Annotated in this window: 21 protein-coding genes and 1 tRNA gene; 20 read left to right on the forward strand and 2 right to left on the reverse strand. The window is 45.6% G+C overall.

Annotated features, from left to right (window positions below):
* Positions 1-334: 334 nt before the first annotated feature.
* The 19 genes from NTX59_01170 to NTX59_01260 all read left to right on the forward strand — a co-directional run bounded on the left by NTX59_01170 (position 335) and on the right by NTX59_01260 (position 24,136).
* The gene (locus NTX59_01170) at positions 335-1,900 is read left to right on the forward strand and encodes a polysaccharide biosynthesis protein (GenBank protein MCX5784280.1); all 1,566 of its coding nucleotides are present in this window, start codon (positions 335-337) and stop codon (positions 1,898-1,900) included.
* On the forward strand, positions 1,900-4,176 hold the full coding sequence (locus NTX59_01175; protein MCX5784281.1) for a hypothetical protein: 2,277 nt from the start codon (positions 1,900-1,902) through the stop codon (positions 4,174-4,176). The genes NTX59_01170 and NTX59_01175 overlap by 1 nt, the downstream gene beginning before the upstream one ends.
* Before the next feature lie 88 nt (positions 4,177-4,264).
* The gene (locus tag NTX59_01180) at positions 4,265-5,302 is read left to right on the forward strand and encodes a class I SAM-dependent methyltransferase (GenBank protein ID MCX5784282.1); all 1,038 of its coding nucleotides are present in this window, start codon (positions 4,265-4,267) and stop codon (positions 5,300-5,302) included.
* Between the two features lie 347 nt (positions 5,303-5,649).
* Positions 5,650-6,720, forward strand: a complete 1,071-nt coding sequence (locus NTX59_01185) for a glycoside hydrolase family 99-like domain-containing protein (GenBank protein ID MCX5784283.1) — start codon at positions 5,650-5,652, stop codon at positions 6,718-6,720.
* A gap of 17 nt (positions 6,721-6,737) precedes the next feature.
* On the forward strand, positions 6,738-7,472 hold the full coding sequence (locus tag NTX59_01190) for a class I SAM-dependent methyltransferase (protein ID MCX5784284.1): 735 nt from the start codon (positions 6,738-6,740) through the stop codon (positions 7,470-7,472).
* Between the two features lie 9 nt (positions 7,473-7,481).
* Positions 7,482-8,516: a glycosyltransferase gene (locus NTX59_01195; GenBank protein ID MCX5784285.1), complete on the forward strand. Its 1,035-nt coding sequence runs from the start codon at positions 7,482-7,484 to the stop codon at positions 8,514-8,516.
* Positions 8,517-8,615: 99 nt separating this feature from the next.
* Positions 8,616-10,094: a hypothetical protein gene (locus NTX59_01200; GenBank protein ID MCX5784286.1), complete on the forward strand. Its 1,479-nt coding sequence runs from the start codon at positions 8,616-8,618 to the stop codon at positions 10,092-10,094.
* 135 nt (positions 10,095-10,229) lie between these two features.
* On the forward strand, positions 10,230-11,318 hold the full coding sequence (locus NTX59_01205; GenBank protein ID MCX5784287.1) for a glycosyltransferase family 4 protein: 1,089 nt from the start codon (positions 10,230-10,232) through the stop codon (positions 11,316-11,318).
* Positions 11,315-12,070, forward strand: a complete 756-nt coding sequence (locus tag NTX59_01210; protein ID MCX5784288.1) for a ChbG/HpnK family deacetylase — start codon at positions 11,315-11,317, stop codon at positions 12,068-12,070. Before NTX59_01205 ends, NTX59_01210 begins: the two co-directional genes overlap by 4 nt.
* Positions 12,067-13,785 (forward strand): glycosyltransferase family 2 protein, encoded by a 1,719-nt coding sequence (locus NTX59_01215; protein ID MCX5784289.1) that lies wholly within the window; start codon positions 12,067-12,069, stop codon positions 13,783-13,785. Before NTX59_01210 ends, NTX59_01215 begins: the two co-directional genes overlap by 4 nt.
* 173 nt (positions 13,786-13,958) lie before the next feature.
* Positions 13,959-15,095 (forward strand): glycosyltransferase, encoded by a 1,137-nt coding sequence (locus tag NTX59_01220; protein ID MCX5784290.1) that lies wholly within the window; start codon positions 13,959-13,961, stop codon positions 15,093-15,095.
* Positions 15,092-15,856, forward strand: a complete 765-nt coding sequence (locus NTX59_01225; GenBank protein MCX5784291.1) for a glycosyltransferase family 2 protein — start codon at positions 15,092-15,094, stop codon at positions 15,854-15,856. The genes NTX59_01220 and NTX59_01225 overlap by 4 nt, the downstream gene beginning before the upstream one ends.
* Entirely contained in the window at positions 15,847-16,815 is a 969-nt protein-coding gene (locus tag NTX59_01230) for an NAD-dependent epimerase/dehydratase family protein (GenBank protein MCX5784292.1), read from the forward strand. Before NTX59_01225 ends, NTX59_01230 begins: the two co-directional genes overlap by 10 nt.
* 50 nt (positions 16,816-16,865) lie before the next feature.
* Complete coding sequence (locus tag NTX59_01235; GenBank protein MCX5784293.1) at positions 16,866-17,426, forward strand: sugar transferase; 561 nt, start codon at positions 16,866-16,868, stop codon at positions 17,424-17,426.
* A gap of 240 nt (positions 17,427-17,666) precedes the next feature.
* Positions 17,667-18,629, forward strand: a complete 963-nt coding sequence (locus tag NTX59_01240; protein MCX5784294.1) for a GDP-mannose 4,6-dehydratase — start codon at positions 17,667-17,669, stop codon at positions 18,627-18,629.
* A gap of 366 nt (positions 18,630-18,995) precedes the next feature.
* On the forward strand, positions 18,996-20,894 hold the full coding sequence (locus NTX59_01245) for a nucleoside-diphosphate sugar epimerase/dehydratase (protein ID MCX5784295.1): 1,899 nt from the start codon (positions 18,996-18,998) through the stop codon (positions 20,892-20,894).
* Between the two features lie 97 nt (positions 20,895-20,991).
* Positions 20,992-22,299, forward strand: coding sequence for a hypothetical protein (locus NTX59_01250; GenBank protein ID MCX5784296.1), 1,308 nt, complete (start codon positions 20,992-20,994; stop codon positions 22,297-22,299).
* A gap of 56 nt (positions 22,300-22,355) precedes the next feature.
* Positions 22,356-23,045, forward strand: a complete 690-nt coding sequence (locus tag NTX59_01255; GenBank protein MCX5784297.1) for a response regulator transcription factor — start codon at positions 22,356-22,358, stop codon at positions 23,043-23,045.
* A gap of 176 nt (positions 23,046-23,221) precedes the next feature.
* Positions 23,222-24,136, forward strand: coding sequence for a hypothetical protein (locus tag NTX59_01260; protein ID MCX5784298.1), 915 nt, complete (start codon positions 23,222-23,224; stop codon positions 24,134-24,136).
* Here the strand turns inward: NTX59_01260 and NTX59_01265 are convergent.
* Positions 24,133-24,501 (reverse strand): response regulator, encoded by a 369-nt coding sequence (locus NTX59_01265; protein MCX5784299.1) that lies wholly within the window; start codon positions 24,499-24,501, stop codon positions 24,133-24,135. The two genes, NTX59_01260 and NTX59_01265, sit on opposite strands and share 4 nt — an antisense overlap.
* A gap of 2 nt (positions 24,502-24,503) precedes the next feature.
* The gene (locus NTX59_01270; GenBank protein ID MCX5784300.1) at positions 24,504-26,057 is read right to left on the reverse strand and encodes a response regulator; all 1,554 of its coding nucleotides are present in this window, start codon (positions 26,055-26,057) and stop codon (positions 24,504-24,506) included.
* Positions 26,058-26,258: 201 nt separating this feature from the next.
* Here NTX59_01270 and NTX59_01275 point away from each other — a divergent pair.
* Positions 26,259-26,332: transfer RNA gene (locus tag NTX59_01275), tRNA-Ile, on the forward strand.
* Positions 26,333-26,353 lie beyond the last annotated feature (21 nt).

The following is a 26,353-nucleotide window of genomic DNA, read 5'->3' on the forward strand; positions in this document are numbered from 1 at the left end:
GTCTATAACAGAAAGCGGCGCCATTCGTCTTTGGGTTATATCAGCCCGGATAGTTTTGAAGAAAAAGGCGGGTCAAAATGAGACCGGTCAAGCCCTACACAAAAATGGGCTTAAACTGTCTCGCAAACGGGGCGCAGTCCAGATTGTGTTACCCCGTTCTACGCGGGATTCCGCTACTAAGGGGGGAACACAGTATTGTTGCATCAAAGATTATCGATTAAAATGGGTCTGTATAGACATAAAGTTGGCATACCCTGGACGTTCCCCTTGTATAACGGTTACAACAAGAAAATTGAAATAAAACTGGTGTAATATAAAAACATAAATGGGGAATATGTATACGTCAAAATATTTGAAAATATATTTCTGGCAGGGGGCGGCCTTTCTGCTGCGGTTCCTTTCACTGTTCATTGTAACACCATACCTGACGAAAGACCCCTCAACCTACGGTATTTATGCTGTTTGTTTGTCGGTAACATTTTTTTTTAGTTATGCCGATTTGGGCTTTTTAAGGGCGGGGCAAAAGTATGCGGCGGAATGTTATGCGAAAGGAGAACGAGCCGAGGAGATGCGGTATATCGGTTTTGGAATATTCGTGCTGCTCGGGTTCACGTTGCTTTGCTCCTCTGCGATCTGTTACCTGGGCTATCACCCCCAGGTATTGATTAAAGGATTATCTGCTCCCGGAAAGATTTCCACGGCATCAAATCTTTTGCTTATACTTGCTGGGTTCGCTCCCGTTACCGTTCTTCAGCGCATGGCGGCTATGATTTTTGATATACGTTTGGAGAGTTATATAAACCAGCGCATATCTCTTTTCGCGAGTATTATCACTATAAGTTCGGTCTTTTATTTCTTTGGAGGCGGGGATTACCGGATTGTCCCTTATTTTTTCTTTTCTCAATCCCTTAATCTTATTGCGGTCGGTGTATGTTTATGGCTGGCTAAACGAAAATATGGTTATGATTTAAAACAATTGTTCAAATCTATTGCTTTTAACGCAGATATCTATAAGAAAGCCAATGGTCTCGCCTATTCAGGGCTGTATGTGATGGTTGTATGGATTCTTTTTTATGAACTTGATCAAATGGCCATTGGTAAGTTTTTAGGTATTGAGAAAGTTGCCATTTATTCCATTGCCTTTGCTTTTGCTACTTTGTTCCGGTCTGTTTACGGCATCCTTTTCTCCCCATTTGTGGTCAGGGCCAACCACTTTGTGGGGAATGGTGATGAGGAAGGTCTTAAAAGGTTCTCTCTTCAGTTAGTTTCGCTTTCAGCGCCTCTTGTTGTTCTCCCGACGATAGCTCTTGCTCTTGTTGCCAGGCCCTTTATTCTGTCGTGGGTGGGGACAAACTACAGCAACAGTGTCGCCTTAGCAAGATTGTTTTCACTTATCGCGACTTTATCCTTTATCTCGTACACAGCAAGTATGATCCTTACCGCAAAAGTACGGCTTAAAGAGGTGTATATAACTTCCACAATTCAACCCATAATATACTGGCTGGGAATACTGACTACTTATTCATTCTGGGGGTTATTGTCTTTTGCGGCATTTAAGTTGATTGCAACCGTAATTCCAACTATATACTTTTTTTGTATTTTAATAAGGTTTTTTAATATGTCCGCGAAAGAATTGCTTCAAAAAACAGTGTATCCGCTTGTGTGGCCTTTGATGTTTTTGGTTACAGCGCTTCTAATTGCCAATAGATATCTGCCTTGTGAAAAATCAAAAGTTAATTTGCTGATAGTCCTGGGAACAACGGGTATATGTATCGCCACAAGCATGGGAATACAATATTTAACCTCTTCGGATATACGAAAAGCCGCCAAAAACATCATTGGAAATATTTTCCCTGAAAAACCAATAACAAAAGTTTGGCCGGGAGCGGGCATCGCATAATGGAACTTTTATATTTTACAGATATTTCACAATTGCAATATGTTTTGGATAAGAAACCGCTATTGCTTGAACAAATGCAGCCGATTACGGGAGATGTCGTTGTAGCATGCGAACTGGAAAGGCGGAATATCAGCTTTGTCGATGAATGGGACTTTTTGGGGCCAACTGATATTGAAAGGAATTCTGGAATAGCAAATGATCTTTCAGGGACCTGGTGGCATGAAAACCTTGCAAGTACAGAATATGAAGGATTTTCTTTATTGGATGCAGCCAGACAAGATATGGTTTATCCTTTGGAGGCCTGCCTGAATGCAAGGACTGTTTATGAAAAAATATTTCAAAAGAATCATATTAATAGAATATCGGGATACTTTTTGCCAGAAATCGGAGTTATTCGTTGTGGACCTTTCCCAACACATCGGGCCGTAAGATCTGTTTCCCAGGCAATATTATTTTGGTTGGCAGATAAATATGGCATTCAAATTGACAAACTGGAATCAAAATATCCGCTTTCCGAGGGTGTTATAAGAAAGGGTCGCCGTTTTTTTGGTTCAGTAAAAATAATTGCCTCTAACAAAATGGATGTTAAAGCAGCAAAAGTCGCGCTTGTTGTAAGTGGCGGTATGGATGAAGCTGAATATAAGACTCTTAAGAACATTATAAATGATTTGCTGGGATGGCAGTCCCTTGCAATTAGTCAAAGCGATTTTTTGTGTAACCCATTAATCAAAGATGAAAAAAATAAAAACCTTGAACTCCAATCATCCTGGATCGGTTTTTGTGAGTCTGTTGAACAATACCAGGGCCATTATCCTGAAATTTTTGCAAACCCCCACCTCAAGTTTCAGTTTCAACGCATATGGGATGAAATAGGACTTGCGGTTAAGTGTGGGAATGTTTTTTCAACATTTCTTGATGTCCTTCAGCCCTCCTTAATAATATTCGGACATGAGGCGTTTACTATAGAACGCGTTCTTGTGCGATTGGCAAAGAAAAAAGGTATTCATACTGTGGGGCTTGTGCATGAAGGACTAGGGCATAAAATTGGCTTTAGAGGCGGGGTGGGAGATGCCGATTCGCTTTTGGTGTGGTCTGACATCGGTTTTAATGCTCTAAAATCGTACGGCATTAATGAGGCCAGGCTACAAAAAATAGGTTCGATTAGATATGAGCCAAAATTAAATAAATATCTTCAGAAAACGCGTTCCAACGAAAGTGAGTTTAAAAATAGGGCAAAGAAACGCATAGGGATACCGGTAAATAAATCCACAATTTTGATATTAACAACTGCGATAAATACGGGCTTCTACACTCCGATAGCAAACCCCCGGAAACACCGTGAAACAATTAATGAGCTTATTACATTAATTAAATCACGGCAGGATTTACAGTTTATCATCAAACCCCATCGGAGTTATGATTATTATGAGCTTTACAGAAAACTAACTGAACTAAACCTTGCAAATCTCAAGCTTTTGGAATCAGCGACTTTGGACGAAGCTCTTGAAGCAAGCGATATCTGCCTGATGATAAACTATTTCACAACGGCTGGTCTAGAGGCCATGTTAAGCCGGGTGCCTGTAATATATTTGAATACGGCCGTTTACGATCTTCCTGAGTGGAATGATATTTTGCCGGGTTTTGTTTTAAATCGGATACGATCAGTTTCGGAACTTGAAAATCATATTGACAGTTTGCTTAATGATCCGGCTTTTAAAGAGGGCTCTTTTATTGAGGCTGAAAAACTAATCAAACAGGTCCTTGATGTCAAAGAAAAATCAGCAATAGCGCGATTGCTTGATTTTATTCAAAGCATAAGTGCGAATTCTTGGATAAAACAATCAGATGTTAAATCGGTTATTCAGACAATATGCGCGGAGCCACATGCTAAAAATATTAATGAGGAATTGGCCGGTGAATTTATAAAACAACACATAGTGAATCAATCATTTAAAAATGTTTTATATGTCTTTTCGTTTTTGGCCGGCACTTACAACCTTGGCGTTTCAAATATTTATAAAATTTTCAATGTGATTCAAAGTCATTTTGCTCAAGAGAACAAATTATCCTGGAGTGAGTCAAATTGGGCAATGTTTCTGGCATATATCTCTGGGTATAATCTGAAAGTGCCCGGTAGTGATATTCCCTCTGCATTTAAATTGGGCTTGTTTGTTTTGCTACATCCAAAAAAGTTTATTTTTTCAAATGGCACAATCAAAGGGGGTTTGATGCGGTATTTAACTCAGGCAATGACTGGAAAAATTATTGCTCGATAATTATAAAACAATCCTAAGATGGGGCAAGGAGATTTTACACAGCTGCCCCGTACTTATTTTATGACACATCATATCTAAAAAATAAATTATGAACCCATCAGAAAACCATACAAATTGTCATTTATGTTTAGAATCAGCAACATTAAAATATAAAAACTATCCAGGGTATCAAATTCCGTCTTTTTTTGATATTTATTATTGTTCTTCTTGTGACACTTCCTTTTCCATGCCTCGCGTTGAAGGGAATGAGATTTATGATTTAATCTATAAAAATGGTCCAGCGGTCAGATGGTATAATCGTTATTGGGGATATTCTACGGCTGTTAAAACTAAAAAAAAACCGTTAGATTATTTGGCTGAATCAGAAGATGTTTATTGGGGGGTTAAAGAATCTTTAAAGCAAATTACCAAAAACGCTTTAATTCCAGCCAAAATCTTGGAAATTGGTTGTGGTTTGGGGTATTTGACTTACTCTTTAAATAAGTCGGGTTATAATTCACAAGGCTTAGATATTTCTCAAGAAGCTGTAAATAGAGCGATAAAAGATTATGGAAATTATTACATATGTGAAGATTTGTTTAAATATGCTGTCAACCATGAAAATGAATATGATGTGATAATATTTACTGAATTGATAGAGCATCTAAACGATATTTATGGCTTTATGGAAAATTTAAGAAAACTTTTAAAATCTGATGGAAAAATTGTTTTGACAACACCTAACAAATCTTTTTATCCATCAGACGTGCTTTGGGCTACAGATCTGCCGCCAGTTCATTGTTGGTGGTTAAGCGAAAAATCTATTACGCATCTTGCTGAAAAATTGAATATGAATGTGTCTTTTTTAGATTTCAAGAAATATTATTCCAGGCATACAACATGGGTGGATTTAAGAAAAATTGCAATCCCAATTACCCCACCAGTATTTGATAGGGATGGAACAGTGATTGACAAAACCACAACAGTATTTAATAGAGAGTGCGGAATTAAAAAGATATTAAAAAAAGCAGAATTTGTTAAATTAATATTTGCAAAAATGCGGTATTTTTGGGTTAGAAATAATCGGGATTTATTAATCCCCAAAAATAGAGGCCCTGTGCTATGTGCAATTTTACAGAAGAAATAAACATGAGATAAAACACATTAAAGTTCTTTGCTCGAAAAAGCATTAAGCGTATGTTTAACTCTTTCGGGTTTGTTGTGCGTAAACAAAGTGGTTTTTATGGGATACACCGGTTAAAAACCTGTCCCATGGGGTGGTTGCAGGGCTCTGTCGGTTCGCAGAGTCTGCCGGGAGGTCGGTACACATCTGGCCCCCAATCGCCTATAACTGCAAGTCCAAGGCGGTTTACGAGATGGCCTTGTTTAATCATGCGACTTTTCATCTTTTTGCTGATATGAAATATCTTAAGTTCGCGTGCATAGCAAAAAGCAATTAGTCTATAACTGCTAAAATTATAAGAGCACCCGATAATGGAAAACAAAGCGAGAGTTATTGCGGCCTATCTTCCACAGTATTATCCTATTCCGGAAAACGATATTTGGTGGGGGAAGGGTTTTACGGAATGGACTAACGTCGGAAAAGCCAAACCTTTATTTAAAGGTCACTATCAACCGCGTGTCCCGGCTGATTTGGGTTATTATGATTTGCGTGTGCCCGAAACCAGGCAAGCACAGGCTGATATGGCGCGGGAATGCGGGATAGAGGGCTTTTGTTATTGGCATTATTGGTTTGGAAATGGCAAAAGACTTTTAGATAGGCCTTTCAAGGAAGTGCTAAAGAGTGGGGAACCGGATTATCCATTTTGTTTGGCGTGGGCTAATAGCTCCTGGCAAGGAATTGACTATGGGGTAAAAGGGCAAAAACTTTTAATTAAGCAGGAATATCCCGGATTGAAGGACCACGAGCAACATTTTTATGAAATTCTGCCGGCTTTATCGGATCATCGGTATATTAGAGTTGAAAATAAACCATTATTCTTGATTTTTAACCCACGCCATCTTCCTAATCCAAAAGAATTTATTGATTGTTGGCAAAATCTTGCGGTTAAAAATGGATTGGAGGGTGTTTATTTTGTCGCCCAAACATCCGATTTGCCTGCGATTGATCCATTAATAAATGAAGGATATGACTCGGTAAATATTATTAGAATTTCACATCCGCCTAGATATGGGATATCAACAATTCAGAAGATAAAGCGAAAAGTCTTTAGAGAACTGGTAAGGTATAACTATAAGGATGCTATTAAATTCTTTTCCGGACCTGAAGATTATTCTGAAAAAGTTATTCCGTCAATTTTTCCCAATTGGGACCATACCCCCAGAAGTGGAAAGAAAGGGTATGTTTTACATGGTTCTACTCCTGAGCTTTTTAAAAAACACGTTGAGATAGTTCTTAAAGCAGTTGCGAATAAACCGACACAAAAGAAAATCATATATCTTAAATCCTGGAATGAATGGGCAGAAGGCAATTATATGGAGCCGGATTTAATGTTCGGGCATGGCTATTTACAGGCCCTTAAAGAGTGTTTAATCGGATCATAATCATATTTGAGATCGTTATGGAACAATTTGAATATCGAAAAAAAATATATCCTAAATACACCAGTCACATGACAGGGTACGCCAATCTATCCGAGGATGATTATGTCCGCTGGGGGGAGGCCGCCGCTTCGTATTTGAATGGCTGGTTGCCGCAGAATAAGCAAGCACAGTGCCTGGATGTGGCATGCGGGGCGGGACATCTGCTGCATATGCTTAAAACAAAGGGGTATTCTAATTTAACCGGAATTGATATCAGCCCCGAACAAGTGGCGACAGCTAAAAGAATCTGGGGCAATGTCTTTGAGGCAAATGTTCTTGATTTCCTTCAGCAACATCCGGAATCTTTTGACCTTATTACAGGGTTTGATGTTATTGAACATTTCACAAAAAACGAAGTTTTTGAATTCTTAGGGGGGGCCTGTCGCGCACTGCGCCCTGGAGGGATACTTATTCTTCAAACTATAAATGCCGAAAGTCCTTTTGGGCTTAAGGTTCGATATGGTGATTTTACGCATGAGCTGGCTTTTGATGTCAATGGTCTTGAACGTCTTTTATCAATCACAGGATTCGTAAATATTAAGGCGCGAGAATGCGGGCCGTATGTGCATGGATTAAAAAGTTTAATCCGCAAAATTTTATGGAATTTAATCCGCCAGGGAATCAAGGTTTGGAATCTTGCCGAGACTGGGTCGCCGGGAAGCTGTGTGTTCACGAGGGTCTTTGATATAAAGGCGGAAAACCCAAAACATTAGGAAGTGGCGATGAAAATTGTATTCGTTGGGCCTTTATGGGAAGGGAGTACGAGTTTGCAGCGCATGCGCGTCCTTCAGGGGATGGGGCACAAAGCCTTTCCTGTTGACACTTTGCCGGCACGGATTCATAAACGCCAAAATGGTTTGGCGTTGAGGCTTTTGAATAAAATAGTAAAAGGCCTGGATTGGGTCGGAGCAAACACTGCGATAAGAGATCTGTTTCTCTCTGGTCCTGGTGACATCTTATGGCTTGACAAAGCTTTAACCATACTTCCTCAAACACTTCAGTATGTGAAAAATCTGAGGCCTAAAACAATTATTGTCGGCTACTCGCCGGATGATATGGCTGGCCCGCATAATCAGACGGATCGCTTTCTTAAATCATTGAAATATTACGATATTTATTTTACAACAAAGACTTACGGCGTTCCCGAGCTTAAAGCGCTGGGTTGCCCGGATGTAAGATTTGTAACTAATGGATATGATCCGGAAACACACAAACCTTACCGGCTAACAAATCATGAGAAGCAAATATTCGGTGGGCCTGTTGGTTTTATCGGGGACTATGAACAGGAGCGTGCCGATTCAATTCGGTTTTTGGCGGACCATGGTGTCAAGGTTAGAATATGGGGCCCGAACTGGAATAAAATGAAGCCGCATCACAATATCGTTATTGAAGGGAAACCATTGTGGGGAGAGGACTATGCAAAGGCTGTCTGTGCTTTTGACATCAATCTCGGTTTTTTACGGAAGATCAATCGGGACAGGCAGACACAAAGAAGCGTGGAAATCCCGGCAACAAGAAGTTTTATGTTAGCTGAGCGCACGGATGAACATCTGGCTCTATTTGAGGAGGGGAAAGAGGCGGAATACTTCAGTTCAGACCAGGAGCTTTTAAAGAAGGTTAATTATTACCTTGAGAACCCGGAAGAGCGGGAAAAAATTGCCGCCGCTGGATTTGAGCGCTGTGTTTCCTCTAAATATTCCTATCATGAAGTCATAAAGCTCATGCTGGGACATATTTCTTTAATAAAAAAATATTAACATGCTAAGTTTTGCGTAAAGACGTGTATCGTGACAACTATCCCTTGTAAATCGTTTGATAAGCCTCCGTTGACCTTGAGTATTCCTCTTGGCTGGATAATGGCGCCCATAATTAGTGTTTTTATGGCCGCCATGTTAATATGTTTAGCGGCCAGGGAAATGGATATCGGATTATCGTTGGTGTTCTCGTTGGCGACCACGGGGATCGCGGCAACTTGTTGGTTCACTGCGAAGTATTATTTAAAAAAGATTCCATATGCATTGGTTTCCCCACCGGTAGTTCTCCCGCTGTTTTGGTCACTTTTTGCGGTTTTTATGCCCCTTTGTTATTTATTCGGAGGCTCTTCTTCTCCATTGGGGTTACAAGCATTGGGGTTAAATGAAATTTATGTTAAAGCTCAATTTTGGGTTTTTATCGGCACGTTAATGCTATGTTTTGGCCTTTCTGTTTTCAGTAAACATTGCTGCAGACTATCTAAACCCGACCTTTCGACAAAGGGGATAAAAAGTCTCCATATAGCGTGGTGGGTTCTATTGGGGCTGTCCAGTCTTCAATGGATCCGGACATACCAAATGGGGTTGTTTAGTCGTGCGGCTATCTATGCGCCTGACCCGACCCCTTTTCTTTGGATTACCGATCAAGCCAGCGAGTACGCATTTTATGCGCTATTAATGATTTCTGTTTTTATTCTGTCCAGTAATTCGGCCGGAATTGACAAAAAACATTTTCTGAAATGGTACCGAATTGCGGCATGTTTCATGGTGCTCTACTTGTTTCTGAAAGCACAATATAGATGGTTTGCTATTGTTGTGTTTCTCGTTTTTGCGGGATATTACGCTTATAATCCCGCCAAAATTAAACGTTATCTTGTCGTTTTCGCTGGCCTGGCTCTTCTTCTTTTCCCCCTTATGAATACTATGCGAAGCGCGGCGTTCATAGTGGGGGGAATGGGAAATGAGCAAATAAAAAGCATGTTAGTGGATAACCTAAAAGAAGGTTTGTATAGCACATATTTTCACCCGCAGGATATTCAACGCGAAAACATCTGGGACAGGGCTGGCATTACATTTGAATTTACTGCCGCCACTATTTATGAAATCCCCGGTAGAGAAAAATATTTTTCAGGCACGTTATTCTTGCAGGACATGAAGCTGATGATTCCGTATATGCTTTGGCCGGAAAAATACGCTGATGGCCTCATCATGGACTCAAAGAATCTAATAAACCTTAGGGCTCGAGGGACCGCTGGCGATACCGGAATGAGCCCGATCATTTATTTATGGGCAGCGGGGGGGCCTTCCGCTGTTTTAATCGGCATGTTCCTTTTTGGTTTAATTTATGGATACATATATTGGAAATGTATTTCAAATATGGAAGGCGGCCTGGGAATTTTATTGTATTCTTTGTTTCCTTTGGCATTAACGCAATTGGAACAGCATTGGGTTATGAATCTGCTGATCCCCTTGCGTCTTTGTGTCGTTGCCGTGGTTGTTTGGTGGATAATTAAGGTGTTCGCGCGAATTCCCAAAGGTGTCCATAAGTGGGTAGCTATAAATTCCTCGCAGATAACTCAATAGCGGAATGGAACCAAAACTGTGCCAATTGGGCATAAAGCGCTTATATACAACCGGGTAGCGCTTCTTAGGGACGCTGTTTCGGGAGAGGGCGCGCTTGACCGGAGCAGAGTAAAATAGACGAGCGATTTTATCCATATGAAATCTGACAAACTGCTGCTACTCGTTACGGAACTGGAAGATCCGGATTTCAAGGGTGGAATACAAGTTTTTAACCAATCTTTTGTGAAAGCGTTGGCGGAGTTGCATGTTTCTTTCTCCATATTGGCATTGAATGATTGGCAAAAAAGAAATGTGGGATTCTTCGGTAAATTGTTCCGGCAAGTTTTATTCGGCTGTAAAACGTTTGTTGCGGTCTATCGGCATAAGCCGGATTTGATTATTTGCGGGCATGTGGGATTTTCATCGTTATGCTTCTTTCTGCAAAAGTTACAGGGGATTCCATTTATTACTATTACATATGGCGTAGATGTGTGGAGTTTGACCCGGATCAAGAAAATGGCGCTTGCCGCTTCAAAAAATATCCTTTCCATTAGCAATTATACTCGCAATCGTATTTGTTCCCAGCTGCCGAACTATCCGCAAAAACAAATCTTGTTGTTCCCTACGACATTTGATGCCGCGCGCTTTGCTCCGGGTCTGAAATCCGGGGGAATAATGAAAAAGCTCGGAATTCGCGAAACTGATGCGATTGTCCTTTCGGTTTCCAGATTAAGCAAATCGGAGGGGGATAAGGGTTGTGAGAAGATAATTTCCAGTGTAAAAGAATTGGTTTTAAAGTTTCCCGATCTTAAATATGTTGCCGGCGGCAGCGGTGATGATTTACCCCGCCTTCGCAGACTTGTTCGGGATCATGGACTTGGCGATAAAATATTATTTCCGGGGTTTATTCCGGATTCTGAACTTCCTGATTACTATAATTTGTGCGATTTGTTTATTCTCCCCAGCAAGAAAGAGGGGTTTGGCATAGTCTTTCTGGAAGCGCTTGGATGCGGAAAACCGGTTATTGCCGGCAACCGCGATGGCTCTGTAGACGCTGTTTTGGGCGGAGAGCTTGGATTATTGATCGACCCGGATAGTATTGCCGAAATTAAGGATGCTATTGTCAGAGTTTTAACAAAGAATATCCCCAAAAACATGCTTGATAAAGATTATTTACGGTCGCGTGTGGTGCAAGCGTATGGTTTTGATAGTTTTAAAAATCGTTTGGAGGCAATACTTTCATGAAGCTGCGTTTTATGGCTGATGATTACGGGGTGGGCGCGAAAACCAATGTGGCCACCGCTTCTTTAGCTTCCGGCGGAATTCTCAGCGGTGTTTCGGTTTTGGCTTCCAATGATTCAGTCTACCCTGTTGCCAATGAGCGCCCGAAGGATCCCATATATGGCGCGCATTTGTATTTAACTGAATTTCCGCCTTTAACTCCGAAACTGGCGAGCATGGGGCGCGGGAGGGGATTATCCAAGAAGGCTCTGGCCGTGCATATATTCGCGGGCAGGATTTCACGGGAAGATATCATTTCGGAATTTACCGCACAAATTGAGAAACTTGCAGTTAACGGTTTTGACGTGCGGTTTCTTGACTCACATATGAATATCCATTGGCTGCCTGTGGTTTTTCCCGCGGTTATGGAGGTCGCAAAAAAGCGCGGTCTTTTCGGAGATATTCGCCCCTTTGCGCAGTTGGATTTTTCGTTGCGGGGCAATGCCCGCACATATCTTTCCCTGTTCAGGGCGAAGAGTCTGGGGTTTAAGGCCGATTCCAGGGTTTTAGTTAACTGCCCCGGATATAAACAGGATAGAATTGATTTAAATCCGGCTTTGGAATTGTGGGACAATTTCCTGGTGGCGGTTAAATCAAAACGCTATGAAGAAATAGTGGTGCCCTGCCATCCCGGCTTAAGTCCGGCGGAAGTACGGATTTATTCTTCGCCGGAGTTCAGGCAACTGCTGGAAAAACACTCCCTGACTACAAAATGACCACGCAAACCGTCAAGCTTTCCGTCTCGGTCCTTATAATGACGCAGAATGAAGAGGTGAACATCCGCTATGCGGTTGAAAGCGTCTTACCGTATTTTAACCAGGTTATAGTTGCCGATTCTTTCAGCACGGACAATACATTGGCGATATTGAAAGAATATCCCGAAGTTGAAGTTTATCAGCATGTTTTTGAGAGCTGGGCTGAGCAACGCAACTGGATGCTGGCTAACTGCGCCATACGCAATGAGACAGTGTTCTTTTTGGATGCCGATGAATATATTGACGGCAGGCTTGTTAAAGAGTTGGGCGGCGTTTTGCAAAGCGGCGCTGAATTTTCGGCAATTTATCTGGATAGAGAATATGTTTTTCTGGGCGGCACGCTTAAGTATGCGCATGGCCATCCGTTGACTTTCCGGGTTTTTAAAAAAGAAGGGCTTTCTTTTGTGGGGGAAGGCGCAAGGGAGTATGCCAAGGTTAATGGGCCTGCTATAACCTTTAAGAGCCCTTATATCCACCATGACCGCAATCCGGTATCTGTGTGGATACGCAAGCATAATAATAATTCCGACCGGGAAGCCGAGCTTTTTATTTCACGGGAAAAGCGGAAGGATGTGCTGCCTGTAGCGAGGCTTTCAGGCGCGCAGCGTTCCAAGTTGTGGGTCCGCGCCAATTTATGGAATAAGTTCCCGCTGCTTTCAAGACCGTTTCTCTACTTTCCAGCCCGCTATATTCTAACGCTGGGTTTTTTAGAGGGTGTTCCCGCTTTTATTTATATTTACTTGAACGCATTTTTTTATCAAAGCCTGATTGATGCAAAGGTGTTATATCGGAAGGCTTGTGCAACGGACGAAGGGCCTGTCGGTGCGTCCTCTGTTCCAGATACCGATAAACTTCCCGTGACAGTTTTGATAATGGCGCAGAATGAGCAAGAGAATATCCGTTATGCCGTGGAAAGCGTATTGCCATACTTTAACCAAATAATAGTTGCCGATTCCTTCAGCACGGATAGGACCACTGAAATACTGAAGGAATATCCTGGGGTTGAGGTTTACCAGAACACTTTTGAAAGTTGGGCTGACCAACGCAACTGGATGCTGGCTAACTGCGCTATCCGCAATGAAAAAGTCTTGTTCTTGGACGCGGATGAGTATATAACTCCTGAATTCGCACAGGAGTTTCGCCAAATCCTTGATTCCGGGGTCAACTTTGCCAGTATAATCATAAAGCCTTGTTTTATTTTTATGGGACGACAGTTACGCTACGCGTATGGGCATCCCAAGATAAAAAGAATATTCTCGCGGGCAGTGCGGTTTTTTGGGGTCGGCGCCAGGGAATATGCGGTTCTGAGCGGGGCTTGTTTGGAAATAATTTCTCCTATTATGCATCGTGATCATAAGCCTCTGTTCGCCTGGGTGGCAAAACATAACAACAACTCTGACCGGGAAGCTGCCGCATATTTTGAGCGGAAGATCTTCCCGGGGGAGGCTGACGGCGGTTTGGCGGGTGGAATTAAAGCCAAGCTCTGGGTCAGGGGGAATATCTGGGACAAACTGCCTTTGCTGGCCAGGCCCTTTTTCTATTTTATATACCGCTATTTCTTTAAATTGGGGTTTATGGACGGCAAGCCGGGATTCATTTACTGTTTCCTGCATTCATTCTTGTATCAAAGCATGATTGATGTTAAAATTATTGAAACCCGCAAAAAGAAAGTGTGAATATAATTTGGGCTTAAAGGAACTTGCAGAAAGATTGCCGATCAATTTGTCCGCGCGGGAAAGTATTGGTTTGTTGGGCAGCGGGCGTAATAAGTTTCGGGCTATGTAGTCATGTGCGGGCGTGCGCCAGATAAAATTGGAAGTTAAATTTCCCCGGCGCCGGAATTTTTAAAGTGAAAACAAAATATCTGTTTGTAAACACCCATTATCTTCCGGATTCTCATTTTGGAGGTGTCGTTGAGAGCGGCAGTAAAATGCTTAAGTTTTTACGGCGGGGAGCGGAATTCCGCCTTTCCACTGTAAGCCGTACACCGCAAGCCAGTGCCCCTTACCTGGCCCCAGGGGACCAGTGCTATCGTTCGCTGTTCTTTCATGGGTTTGCTGTCTCGTTGGAGGCTATAGCCGGGCTCTGGCGCGATGTTCGTTCTTGTGACGTTTTGCTGATAAACGGAATTTTTACTTTTCCGGTCACATTGGCAGCCTTGTATGCAGTTATCCTGAACAAGCCTTTTATGGTAGCTGTAAGGGGGGGCCTTAAACCATGGGCAATGGCGCACAAAAAATGGAAGAAATATTTTTATATCAGGTTAATCACTTTGCCGCTTATGAGGAGGGCGCGGTATGTGCAGGTTACCTCCCTGGAAGAAGAGAAGAATATAAGAAATCTCGGTTTTAAGAATGTAATCAATATCTCAAATGGTATTGATGCCGAAGAATTTGCCAACCTTCCCGGCAGAGACAAAGCCGGGGCACGATTTGGCCGCCGTTTAGTGTTTTTGTTTCTTTCGCGGACCAATAAAGAAAAAGGGCTGGATATCTTACTGTCGGCGTATAGGAAGTTTTGTGCCGATTTCTCTGCGGAAGGGCATGTGCTTTGCATAGTAGGACCTGATCACCAGGGGTATTTGAAAGGCATGGGTTTGAATTATGCCAAAGAGAATATAGAGCGCCTGGAGGGAGTTTACGGAGAAGATAAACTGGCGCTCCTTAGGCGTGCTGATGTGCTTGTGCTGCCCTCCTACAGCGAAAACTTCAGCAATGTGGTGGCTGAGGCGCTTGCCTGCGAAACCCCGGTTATAACCACCACCGGCACACCATGGACGGAGCTGGAAAAAGTAGGATGCGGGCTTTATATTGAGCCGACGGCTGATAAGCTTTTTGAAGCCATGAAGCTTATGTATGGCAAAACCCAAATTGAACGCCAGGAGATGGGCCGCAGGGGCAGGCAATATATTCTTGAAAACTTTAATTGGGAAAATAAGGCAAAACAGCTTTTTGTATATCTGGAAAAAATCGCTGTTCAAAAATGAAAATTTCTGTTATTACTGCGGCTTATAAGTCCGGCGGCACTATTGCTGACGCCATAAAATCGCTGTTAGCCCAGACCTACAAGGATGTGGAGCATATAATCATTGACGGCGGGTCTGTGGACGGCACTCGCGACATTGTGGCGTCTTTCGGGGATAAAATATCACGCTTTGTAAGCGAACCGGATAATGGTATTTATGACGCCATGAATAAGGGGATAAAACTGGCAACCGGTGATATTGTAGGCGTTTTAAATTCGGACGATATGTATGCGGACAAAAATGCCCTTGCCCGGGTGGCTGCGGCGTTTGAGAACCCGGAGGTGGATGTCTGCTACGGAGATTTGGTATATGTGTCCCCGGTCAATATTGATAAACCCGTGCGGGTTTGGAAGTCTTCCCCTTACGCGCCCGGCTGTTTTCTGTCAGGGTGGGTGCCCCCTCATCCCACTTTTTTTGCGCGCAGGCCGGTATATACGAAGCACGGCGGGTTTGACCTGTCTTTTCCGCTGGCGGCTGATTTTGAACTGATGCTGCGCTTCCTGCATTGCTATAAACTTAAATCCGTTTATATACCGGCAACCATAATGAAGATGCGTTTAGGCGGGGCCACTAACAAAAACGCGGGGAATGTTTTACGTCAGAATATAGAGATTTTTAAGGCCGGGCGCAAGAACGGCGTGCCCCTGCGCTGGCGGTTTTTTATAGGTAAGCTGTATGACAGACTTTTGCAATATATAAGGGCGGACAACATATGCGGATAGTTGTAACCGGCGCGGGGGGGTTTATTGGCAGGCATCTTTGCCGTGCGCTTAAAAAAAGTGGTTTTCAGGTATTGGGATGCGTTATGGAGCCGGAGCAAAAGGCTGCCATCCGAGAAGAGGTGGAAGTGTTCGTTTCAGGGAAGATTGACGGCAGTACGGCTTGGCATAATGCCTTAAAAAAGGATGATATTGTTGTGCATTTGGCCGCACGCGTACATGTTATGCGTGAAACAGCCTCCGATCCGCTGGAAGCATTTCGCAGGGTAAATGTCACAGGTACGGAAAATCTGGCCAGGCAGGCGGCGGCGGCTGGGGCAACGCGTATTGTTTTTATGAGCACTGTGGGCGTGAATGGCAACAATTCTGGAGAGCGGGCTTACATTGAAAGCGATCCCCCACAACCGCATAATTACTATTCCGTCTCAAAACATGAGGCGGAAGAAAAATTGTCCCGGATTTCTGCTGAAACCGGCTTGGAAGCTGTTATGCTACGCGCGCCGCTTGTTTACGGGCCAGAAGCTCCTGGCAACTTTTTCGCGCTTATTAAAGTTGTCAGCAAAGGCTTGCCGCTTCCTCTGGCGTCAATACGCAACCGAAAAAGTTTTGTGTATATTGGGAACCTTGTTAACGCTATAATTCTTTGTTGTACGCATACCGCAGCCGCGGGTAACACATATCTTGTAAGCGATGGAGAGGATATATCTACACCGGAACTGATACGCAGGTTGGCAAACGCTTTGGGCCGTCCGCCGCGCCTTTTTCCGTTCCCGCCCGCTTTGATGCGGCTTGCGGGGAAGCTGACCGGCAAAACGACAGCTGTTGACCGGCTTCTGGGTTCTCTTGTGGTGGATAGCGGCAGGATCCGGCGCGAATTAGGCTGGAAGCCGCCATTTACTGTGACAGAGGGGTTAAGAGAGACGGCGGAGTGGTATATAACAACTGGGCGACTAAGTAACTAGGCGGCTTTGGAAACTAGAGACAGACACCGGTTTTTTTAAATATTAATGTTATGAAACGATTTTTTGACATTGCAACGGCTATATTACTGCTTATTGCCTTGAGCCTTCCCATGCTTTTACTTGTGCTGTTGGTAAAATTAACCTCGCGAGGATCGGCTTTATACTGGTCTGACCGCATAGGGCGTAATAATGATATTTTTAAGATGCCCAAGTTCCGCACCATGCGCGTTGATACTCCGCCTATGGCTACCCACCTTATGATTGAACCTGAACGGTTTTTAACGCCGCTGGGTGGCTTTCTGCGCAAAACCAGCCTGGACGAACTGCCGCAATTGTTCAGTATTTTATGGGGAGATATGAGTTTTGTCGGACCCAGGCCCGCCTTGTTTAACCAGGATGACCTTATAACTCTGCGTACCGTCAAAGGGATTTATCGCATAACTCCGGGGCTTACCGGTTGGGCCCAGGTAAACGGCCGGGATGATTTAGCTATTCCTGTTAAGGTTGAATATGATGAGTATTACCTGAAACATCGCTCCTTTGCCTTTGATATTAAAATTCTCTTTATGACCGCGTTGCAGGCGATTACTGGAAAAGGGGTGAGGCACTAGGAGGAAACGACGAAGGTTTGAGGGTCGGATATTTGGGGGATGACCATGGGAGGCAGGGCGGCTTCTATCCTGTCTGTCCGGGCCGAACAAGCGGGCGCTTCATGAGAAGCCCGATGGGACAGAAAATTGTTGGTTGTTGCAAATTCTTGTCTTTGTCTGTTGTAATATCCAAATGTTGTTTGACTTCGCCTGTTGTAACAAGCATAATTGTATTTACTAACGCTGAAATGCGAAAAACACATGAAAAAAGCTCTCATAATAGGAGTAAGCGGTCAAGACGGAACTTATCTTTCCAAATCCCTGCTTGCGTCAGGATGGGAGGTTATTGGGACTTCGCGTGAGCTGAAAAACAACTCTTTCATAAATCATAAAAAAGAAGGGATTTATGGGGCAGTTAAACTTGTGAACCTGAATCCCACCAATTATTCAGAAGTTCTGTCCCTCATGAAGTTTCTGGACCCGGACGAAGTTTATAACCTTTCCGGGCAGAGTTCGGTGATCCTCTCTTTTCAGCGTACGGAGGAAACGGTTGACAGTGTGATAAAGCCCACCCTTAATGTTCTTGAGGTTATAAGACGCTTCGGACTTAAATCCAGGTTCTTTAACGCTGCATCCAGCGAGTGCTTTGGCGGGGGCGATGCTCCGGCGAATGAATCCACGCCGTTTAATCCTAAGAGCCCGTATGGCATAGCCAAGACAGCGGCTTTAATGCTTACGAGGAATTACCGTGAGGCATACGGCCTTTATGCCTGTTCGGGGATACTGTTTAACCATGAGTCGCCTTTGAGGGGGGGGGATTTCGTGACCGGAAAAATAATAAACGTTGCCGCGCGTATAGCGGAAGGGAGAGGGGAGAAGCTACATCTCGGCAACATCAATATAACGCGCGACTGGGGCTGGGCTCCGGAATATGTAGAGGCTATGCGCCTTATGCTCTCAAAAGATAAACCGGAGGATTTTGTTGTGTCAACGGGCGAAAGCCACAGTCTGGCGGAATTCCTGGCGGCTGTTTTTGGGGAGTTCGGCCTTGATTGGAAGGCCCATACAGAGACCGATAATTCACTCCTAAGGCCGCTGGATTTAGTTTGTGTAAAAGGGACCCCCTCAAGGATAAAGGCCGCATTAGGTTGGCAGGCTGGGTTGAAAATGAAAGACTTGATAAAGAAATGGATAGATTCTCTAGATAAGGCCAAATCTGGGTAAGAATGTGAGTCCGCTGAAAAAAACCTCCAGTTAGACCGTAATTTTTTTAAATCCGCCTTCAGTTTGAAATCGTAAAAAATGGGCTTTGGTCTCTATTTTTTTCCCGGACTGTCATCCCAGGCGGGAAATGGGCAAGGAACCGGCTTTTAGCCCGATCCCGCAAGGGATTGTTCCGCTCTTAAACTCCTGGTTGGCCTGACCGGGTTGGGATGGAAGAATGTAATATTTAAAATATTCAAATCCCGCACCATGCGTGTTGACATCCCGCCTAAAGAATTGTTGGCTGCTGGTTGTTGGAGGGGGGAGAGGGGTTGTGACTTTAGTCACATTTGATTCTTGTCGGTAAAATTGTAGAATTAAGGTATTATGAAAATCGTGAGCACCAAAAATAGCAAGTGGCTGGTTCTTGCCATGGATACCGTTGCGGTGCTGGTTTCCTGGTGGCTGGCTTTCCAGCTTAGATTTGATTTTATAGTGCCTACGGAAGAATGGCCGCATTTCTTTGGCGCCATAGTGGTTATTTTATCGGCAAGAATAATTGCTTTCAGTTACTTCGGGCTTTACCGCGGAATCTGGCGTTATGCCAGCCTTAGCGATCTTACCTCCATAATGAAGGCTGTCGGCTACAGCCAGGTATGCATAGTCGCTTTGATACTTTTTGTTCAGGGCACCCAGTTTCCGCGCGCGGTCCTTATTATAGACCCGGTCCTGACGCTTTTTATGATCGGTTTCATCCGTTTTTCAATACGGGCTACACGGGAGTGGAGAGCCTCCGACTGGAAAAAAGACGCAAAGCTTTCGCGCGTGATGATATACGGAGCCGGCGACTTGGGGGAATCGGTTCTTCGTGATCTCACCAGCGTGCGGCACGCCGCTTATAATATAGTCGGGTTTTTTGACGATAATCCCCATAAGTGGAAACAACAGATACACGGGTTTACGATTTTAGGGGGAAGGAAAGTGTTCGCTAAAGTTCTTGCCGAGCACAATATAGACCAGGTTATTGTGGCGGTCAACCATTCCCGCGGCCAGCTTATAAAAGATCTTATGGAACTTTGTTCCAAAGGGAAATGCGGCATGGTGCAGTTTAAGACCGTGCCGACCATTGAGGAACAGTTAAGCCATAAAGCGAGCGGAATTTCCGTGAGGAAAATAGAGCTTTCCGACCTTCTGCCGCGGAAAAAAATCATGCTGGATATGAACGCCATGGAAGGGATAATTTCCGGAAAGACCGTGCTTGTTACCGGCGCCGGCGGCACTATAGGCGCTGAATTGTGCAGGCAGGTTTTGAGATATAATCCAAAGTGTCTTTTGATGCTTGAAAACCATAACACCGCCCTTTTTTACATTGAAAAAGAAGTAATGGAGATCGGTTATCCCACGCGGATCGTTCCTGTTGCGGGGGATATTAAAGACGAAGTCCTGCTGAAAAATATTTTTGAAACCTATTCCCCGAATATTGTTTTTCACGCGGCCGCGCATAAGCATGTTCCGCTGATGGAATCCAATCCGCAGGAAGCGATTAAGAACAACACTCTGGGCACTTACGCTTTGGCGGAAGCCGCGGTAAAGTATAAGGCTGAAAGGTTCCTGTTTATTTCAACGGACAAGGCCGTAAGGCCTTCAAGCGTGATGGGCGCCTCAAAGAGGCTTGGCGAAATGGTGGTAAGGGCTTTTGCCGAGGTTAACGGCACCAAATGCATGTCGGTGAGGTTCGGCAATGTTCTCGGCAGTTCGGGGAGCGTTGTTAAAATATTTCAGGAACAGATAATAAACGGCGGGCCGCTGACCGTTACCCATCCGGAGACCACAAGATTTTTTATGACGGTTGAGGAATCCATACAGCTTATTCTTCAGGCCTGCTCCATGGGCAAGGGCGGCGAGATCTTTGTTTTAAATATGGGAACCCCTGTTAAAGTGGTTGAGCTTGCCAAAAACCTGATAGTTTTAAACGGGCTTGAGCCCGGCAAAGATATTGAGATAAAGTACACCGGTCTAAGGCCGGGGGAAAAGCTTTTTGAGGAGCTTTTCAGGCCGCAGGACGTGCGCAAAGACACCGGCCATGACGATATTTTCATGGCGGTTCCCGAAGAATCCGATATGGCTGTTTTGAAAGAGCAGATGAGCGAGCTGAGTCTTCTTTCCGAGCTTCCCGACCCTGCCCCGATTATCAATAAGATCCGGCAGCTGGTTCCCGCCTACACCGGCAATCCCAGTGCAATCAAAAAACTTAAAAACCAGGGACAGACACCGGTTTCACATTAAATCTGCTGGGCAGCTGGACTGCTTGACGGCTAGGCGGCCGGGCAACTTGGCGGCTTACAGCAAAGTGTGAGACAATTGATCGTTAAGTCGGTACTCTATGAGCTTTAAAAATTTAAAATCCCGGCTTGCGGTTTTTGGGCTGGTTGTTCTATTTCCGGCCGCGGGCCGCGGCGAAAGCGTTGTGAACACGGCCATTACCTCAAAAGCGATATACTCAAGCGCGGAAAACGCTTTCTTGCCCGGCCAGGAGGGCCTAAAGCTTAAGCAGGGCCTGAACCTGCTGGAGTTTGAAAGCGCGCGGGTGAATATCTCTTCAGGAACAGGCGCTTACCTTGAACTGAAACAGAGTCTGGAAGATAACTTCACGCGCGCCGAGATCTTTAAGCTTTATTTCAGCGTCAGGTTCGCCGGCTTGTCGGTTCTGCTTGGTAAAGACAGTTTTAATATAGGCCCGGCTGAAAACGGCCTGCTGCTTTCAAAGAATGCGGCGCCGTTCCCCATGCTGCGGATAGCCAATGAAAAACCGCTGCGGCTTTTGGGCGACTGGCATTTTCTGGCGTTAAACGGCTGGCTTTATGATAATGATTCCGGCTCCGAACCTCCGCAGCTGCTTGCGGTGCGGGCGCAGTATTCACCGTGGCCCGCGCTTGCTTTGGGCCTGACCAGGACATCTTATTACGGCGGGCCCGGCAGGCCCGTGTATAAACTTTGGGAATATCCAAAACTTTTGCTTGGCGCAAACGAGAATGTTCCCGGGAACCGTTACGATACCGACGGTTATCTGGGTTGCGACATAACCTTTGACCTGCCGGAAAAATTCCTGCCGGGTTCCGTTAAAAAAGCGAAGCTTTATTATGAGGACGCTGGTACCGATGTGAATGCTGTCTGGCAAAGCAATCACAAAGGTGAAAAGTATATTTTCCCTTTCGGCTTCAGGCTGATGCTGAATTCCTATACCGGCGGCCTGGTCGCCGAAACCGACCGCGACCGTTTCCTCCTTGAATTCCAAAGCGTCAGCGGCCAGTTTTATACGCATCACTGGTACCCGGTGGAGGATCACCAGGGGCTTTCATTCGGCAGCCCGTACGGGCGCAACCTGCAGCAGCTCTTTTTCAGACACGAGAGGAAAACCGGTGAAAAGGCAGGTTTTAAATACGAGCTTGGCTATGTCAGGCAGCCCGCTTTTTCCAAGTGGGACAGTCTGAAGCCGGGGACCGAACGTTATTACGCGTCTTTCGCGCTTTCGAGGGGCTGGGGCAATGTGGTGCTTGAGCCGTTTACGCGGCTGGATTTTACAAAGAACCGGAACACTGATATCGCCCCTGTCGCTCCGGGGAAATTCAACACCGTTAAGGGGACCAGGCTTTTTGTTATACTCGGCCTTTCCGCCACCCTGGGGTTTTAATAGATCAGGGCAGCTGCCGGATTTTAATAAAAAAGTATAATACTTCTGGTTTTTCTATGCTTAATAAAATATTGCTGGTGGACGACGATAGGGTGGTGCTGGACTCTACCCGGCGTTATCTGGAAAGTCATGGTTTTCAGGTGGCGCATACCGATAACGGTTCCGAAGCCGTAATGCTGGCCAGGGAATACAGCCCTGACTTTGTAATAACCGACGCCGAGATGAGAGGCCTGGACGGTTTTGCTTTGTGCAAGGTGATCAAAGAGACGCCGGAATTGGCCGGTGTGCCCGTAATAATAATTTCCGGCAGAAAAATAGCCGAGGAGGATATACTTGCCGGCTATAACAAGGGCGCCGATGACTATATTTTAAAGCCCGTTTCTTTTCCGGTGCTGCTGGCCAAAATGAAAGCCGTGATGAAAAGATACGAAGCTTTCCGTTCGGATACCGGCAGGATTTCCAGGCTGGGTATGGTAATTGACCCCGCTGCCCGTTCCGTCACCAAAAAGAACGAGGTGATACGGCTCACCCGCAAGGAATTTGATCTGCTCACCGCCCTGATAACCGGCGAGGGCCGTGTGCTGGACGTGCCTTACCTGCTTAACGCCGTATGGGGCTATGACCCGGCCAGCTACAATGACCCGCATACCGTCGGAGTGCATGTATCCTCGCTCAGAAAGAAGCTGGGCGCTGAAATAGGCGCCCATATTGTGAGCGTTACCGGCCACGGATATAAATTCGAATAACTATAGAGAATAGAGGTTGGCGGATAGAGGTTAGGGAAGGAATTCCTTACACCGTCGCCATCCTCTAGTCCCTGGCCACTAACCCCTTCTTCCCGCGATTTGATTAAAATTTGACAATTATCTGTTCTTTTTCATAATTCCCTCTGTTATAGTATGTTTGCGGGTATGGAGGGGTTATGAACGGAAAAAACTCTGCGGCAGCGAAAATCTTTCTAACCTCCATCCTCGCGCTCTTCCAGGGAGCCTTTTTTGCCTCCGCTTCCGAGGATGTTTATAAGACAATGGCGAATGACTTCGCCAGATATTCCGCCGACAAAAAAGTAAAAACCATAGCCGTAATAGGCTTTTCGCGCAAGGCCCAGACTTCGCGCGAGGAGAGCGAATATGTTTCCGAAAAACTGCTTGCCGGCCTTTCGCAATCCGGCAAAGTTAATTTATTGGAACGCGGCCAGCTGGATAGGGTGCTGGGGGAACGCAAACTGGAACTGGCCGGCGTTACCCGCAAAACGCCCGGCGGCAGGGAGGAGGGGGTAAACACCAGCGACGCCGTAATAACGGGCACGGTGTTCGGCACCGCGGAGCATCTTACGATAATAGCCAAGCTGATAGACCCGCGCACGGGCGCGGTTCTGCACACTGTCGAGGGCCAGGCTGAGCGGCAGCCGGAAATGGTGCCGCCGGAGTGGTCCGACGACTTTGATCTGCCGGAACTGGGAACCATGTCGCCCATATCTTTGGGCAAAGATTTTAATCTTTCATTCAGGGATTTACGCGACGCTCCAACCGGCTGGGACGTTCAAACCTGTGGCGCCAGGAGCGCGCGGCTGGCCGCCCGCCAAAGTGCCGCGCTTGAGGCCAAGGCCAAATACTGGGCGCTTAAAATGAAGGAGCCGGGTTTTAACAGCGCCGGTCTTAAAAGGAATCCGGGCGGAGAAATAACGGACAGCCGGAACAGGAAAAAATTTTATGAACTACTCAGGCGGTTCTACCGCTCGGAAACAGTTCCTCAGTTATCAGAGGATGAAAAAAACACAGTCGATTCAATAATGGAGGAGGAGGGTAAAGTATCCGACGAATGCGGGATACATTAATCACCCGCCCCGATCACCTTCGCCGCCAAATCCCGTATCTCGTTTATGCCGAAGGGCTTTATAAGAAAGCCTTCCACCGCCACTCTTTGCGTTACGGGATTTGAAATGTCGGAGACGGAACCGGTGATCAGGATAACTTTAGTCCGCGGCCGCAGTATTTTAAGCTCTCTTATCACCTCTTCGCCCCGCATATCCGGCATTTTAAGGTCGCAAATCACAAGGTCAAATTCTTCTTTTTTTGCCAGCGCAAGCGCCGAGGCGCCGTCAGAGGCCGTTCCCACGGAGTAGCCGCGGCTGGAAAGTGCGCGCGTCACATAATTACGGATAATTTCTTCGTCGTCCGCAACGAGGATTTTTTTGATCATTTTTATACCGGCAGGTAAATTTTAAATACGGAGCCGCCGTTCACGGGGCTTTGTGCCTCAATCCTGCCGTTATGCCTGTTAATTATGCCAAGGCATACTGACAGGCCAAGCCCCGTGCCCTTGCCTACGGGCTTGGTGGTGAAAAACGGGTCAAAGACGCGGTTTATTACTTCGCCGGGGATGCCGGGTCCGGTATCGGAAAAGGCGATCTCCACTTCCGTTCTTGCGCCGGCTGACTTGGTAAGCCGCGTACTTATGGTAAGGACGCCGCCGTCCGCCATGGCGTCCCAGGCGTTGGTCAGCATATTTAAAAACACCTGCATAAGCTGCTGAAAATCCGCGGTTACCTGCGGCAGTTCCGGAGCGAAATCCCGGATTATTTTGATGCCTTTCAATTCCAGCTGCCGGGCGCACAGCACCAGGGTTTCTTCTATCGCCTCACTTATATTTACCGGCTCCATGCGCGGTTTTTCCTGTCGGGCAAAGGACAGCAAAGACGAGATTATCTTCTTGCAGCGGAACACGGCCTTTTCTATTTCCTTCAGGTCCTGGTAATTCTGTGTTTTTTGGTCGGAGTTTTCCAGCACAAGCTGGGTAAGGCCCAGAATACCCGAGAGAGGATTGTTGATTTCGTGCGCCAGACCCCCGGCGAGCTGTCCCAGGGCCGACATTTTCTCCGCCTGCACCAGTTGCGACTGAGTTTCCTGCAATTGTTTATACAGATTTGAGTTTCTGAGCGCCAGGTTTACCAGTGAGCCGAAGATCTTGGCCCGCTGCATGTCATTTTCCGTGAAGTGCTCTCCTGACTGCCTGCGGCTGATATTTATTATTCCCGTAAAAGTGTTTTCCTCCATTATAGGCAGCAGCATGGTGAATTTAATTTCGCCTATGCCGGTTATGGCGCCTATCTCGGCATCGCTTAAGGGTTCTTCTATCAGCATCATGGGGTTTATGCCGTCCTTGGCGAAGCGGGTCATGGCGCGCGTGCACAGTTCAAGTCGTGACAATTTGCGCGCTTCATCCTCAAGCCCTTCCGACACCGCTATGTAAGGCCGTCTGCCCTTGTCCCAAAGGACCAGCGCGGCTTCGTCGGCTTTCAGCGTGCGCGTTACGGAGTCAATGATTATTCTCAGCAGTTCTTCCGATTTGATGGTGGAGAAAATGGCTTTAGTGAGGTCGTTGAATCTGCGTTTTTCCAGGGCCTTTTCAACCACGGCCAGCAGCTCTTTTATCTCGAAAGGCTTGCGAAGGTAATCAAAGGCGCCCTTGCGCAGGCTTTGAATAGCCGTGCTCATTGTGCCGTGGCCGGTGGCCATTATAACTTCTATTTCAGGGTCTATCTTTTTAATTTCTCCGAGTGCTGTTATGCCGTCCATGCCCGGCATCATGATGTCCATCACGGCTAGGTCAAACTTTTCGGCGCTTACTTTTGCCACGCTTTCGTTGCCGTCAGAGGCGCAGGTTACGCTGTAGCCCTCGATGGTAAGCGCCGCCATCATGAAATCAAGTATGGCGTACTCGTCGTCAACTAAAAGTATTTTTGTTTTATGGTTCATTGATCAGCCTTTCCCCGTACCGCAGCCGGACAAAACTCATTGTATAAAAAAACCGGGGCCCCCGGTTTTAGGTTCTGTTTGGAAATACCCGGGAAAAGTGATAAAATAATGTCTGCTCGCAAAGTCTTTCGCAGACGCGTGATTACACGGATTAAAAAAACGATTACAGCGATTGCGTTGGGGTTTAATAACGGATTTAATGGGCCCGTAGCTCAGTTGGTTAGAGCAAGCGACTCATAATCGCTGGGTCGTAGGTTCAAGTCCTACCGGGCCCAGTAATTTAAAAAGGCCGTCCC

It is taken from the genome of Elusimicrobiota bacterium, assembly GCA_026388155.1.
In the GTDB taxonomy this organism is placed as follows: Bacteria; Elusimicrobiota; Elusimicrobia; order Elusimicrobiales; family UBA9959; genus UBA9634.

Bases quoted from the DNA above. Each gene is read 5' to 3' on its own strand.
- NTX59_01170 (MCX5784280.1), top strand. From the start codon at position 335: ATGTATACGTCAAAATATTTGAAAATATATTTCTGGCAGGGGGCGGCC.
- NTX59_01175 (MCX5784281.1), top strand. From the start codon at position 1,900: ATGGAACTTTTATATTTTACAGATATTTCACAATTGCAATATGTTTTG.
- NTX59_01180 (MCX5784282.1), top strand. From the start codon at position 4,265: ATGAACCCATCAGAAAACCATACAAATTGTCATTTATGTTTAGAATCA.
- NTX59_01185 (MCX5784283.1), top strand. From the start codon at position 5,650: ATGGAAAACAAAGCGAGAGTTATTGCGGCCTATCTTCCACAGTATTAT.
- NTX59_01190 (MCX5784284.1), top strand. From the start codon at position 6,738: ATGGAACAATTTGAATATCGAAAAAAAATATATCCTAAATACACCAGT.
- NTX59_01195 (MCX5784285.1), top strand. From the start codon at position 7,482: ATGAAAATTGTATTCGTTGGGCCTTTATGGGAAGGGAGTACGAGTTTG.
- NTX59_01200 (MCX5784286.1), top strand. From the start codon at position 8,616: ATGGCGCCCATAATTAGTGTTTTTATGGCCGCCATGTTAATATGTTTA.
- NTX59_01205 (MCX5784287.1), top strand. From the start codon at position 10,230: ATGAAATCTGACAAACTGCTGCTACTCGTTACGGAACTGGAAGATCCG.
- NTX59_01210 (MCX5784288.1), top strand. From the start codon at position 11,315: ATGAAGCTGCGTTTTATGGCTGATGATTACGGGGTGGGCGCGAAAACC.
- NTX59_01215 (MCX5784289.1), top strand. From the start codon at position 12,067: ATGACCACGCAAACCGTCAAGCTTTCCGTCTCGGTCCTTATAATGACG.
- NTX59_01225 (MCX5784291.1), top strand. From the start codon at position 15,092: ATGAAAATTTCTGTTATTACTGCGGCTTATAAGTCCGGCGGCACTATT.
- NTX59_01230 (MCX5784292.1), top strand. From the start codon at position 15,847: ATGCGGATAGTTGTAACCGGCGCGGGGGGGTTTATTGGCAGGCATCTT.
- NTX59_01235 (MCX5784293.1), top strand. From the start codon at position 16,866: ATGAAACGATTTTTTGACATTGCAACGGCTATATTACTGCTTATTGCC.
- NTX59_01240 (MCX5784294.1), top strand. From the start codon at position 17,667: ATGAAAAAAGCTCTCATAATAGGAGTAAGCGGTCAAGACGGAACTTAT.
- NTX59_01245 (MCX5784295.1), top strand. From the start codon at position 18,996: ATGAAAATCGTGAGCACCAAAAATAGCAAGTGGCTGGTTCTTGCCATG.
- NTX59_01250 (MCX5784296.1), top strand. From the start codon at position 20,992: ATGAGCTTTAAAAATTTAAAATCCCGGCTTGCGGTTTTTGGGCTGGTT.
- NTX59_01255 (MCX5784297.1), top strand. From the start codon at position 22,356: ATGCTTAATAAAATATTGCTGGTGGACGACGATAGGGTGGTGCTGGAC.
- NTX59_01260 (MCX5784298.1), top strand. From the start codon at position 23,222: ATGAACGGAAAAAACTCTGCGGCAGCGAAAATCTTTCTAACCTCCATC.
- NTX59_01265 (MCX5784299.1), bottom strand. From the start codon at position 24,501: ATGATCAAAAAAATCCTCGTTGCGGACGACGAAGAAATTATCCGTAAT.
- NTX59_01270 (MCX5784300.1), bottom strand. From the start codon at position 26,057: ATGAACCATAAAACAAAAATACTTTTAGTTGACGACGAGTACGCCATA.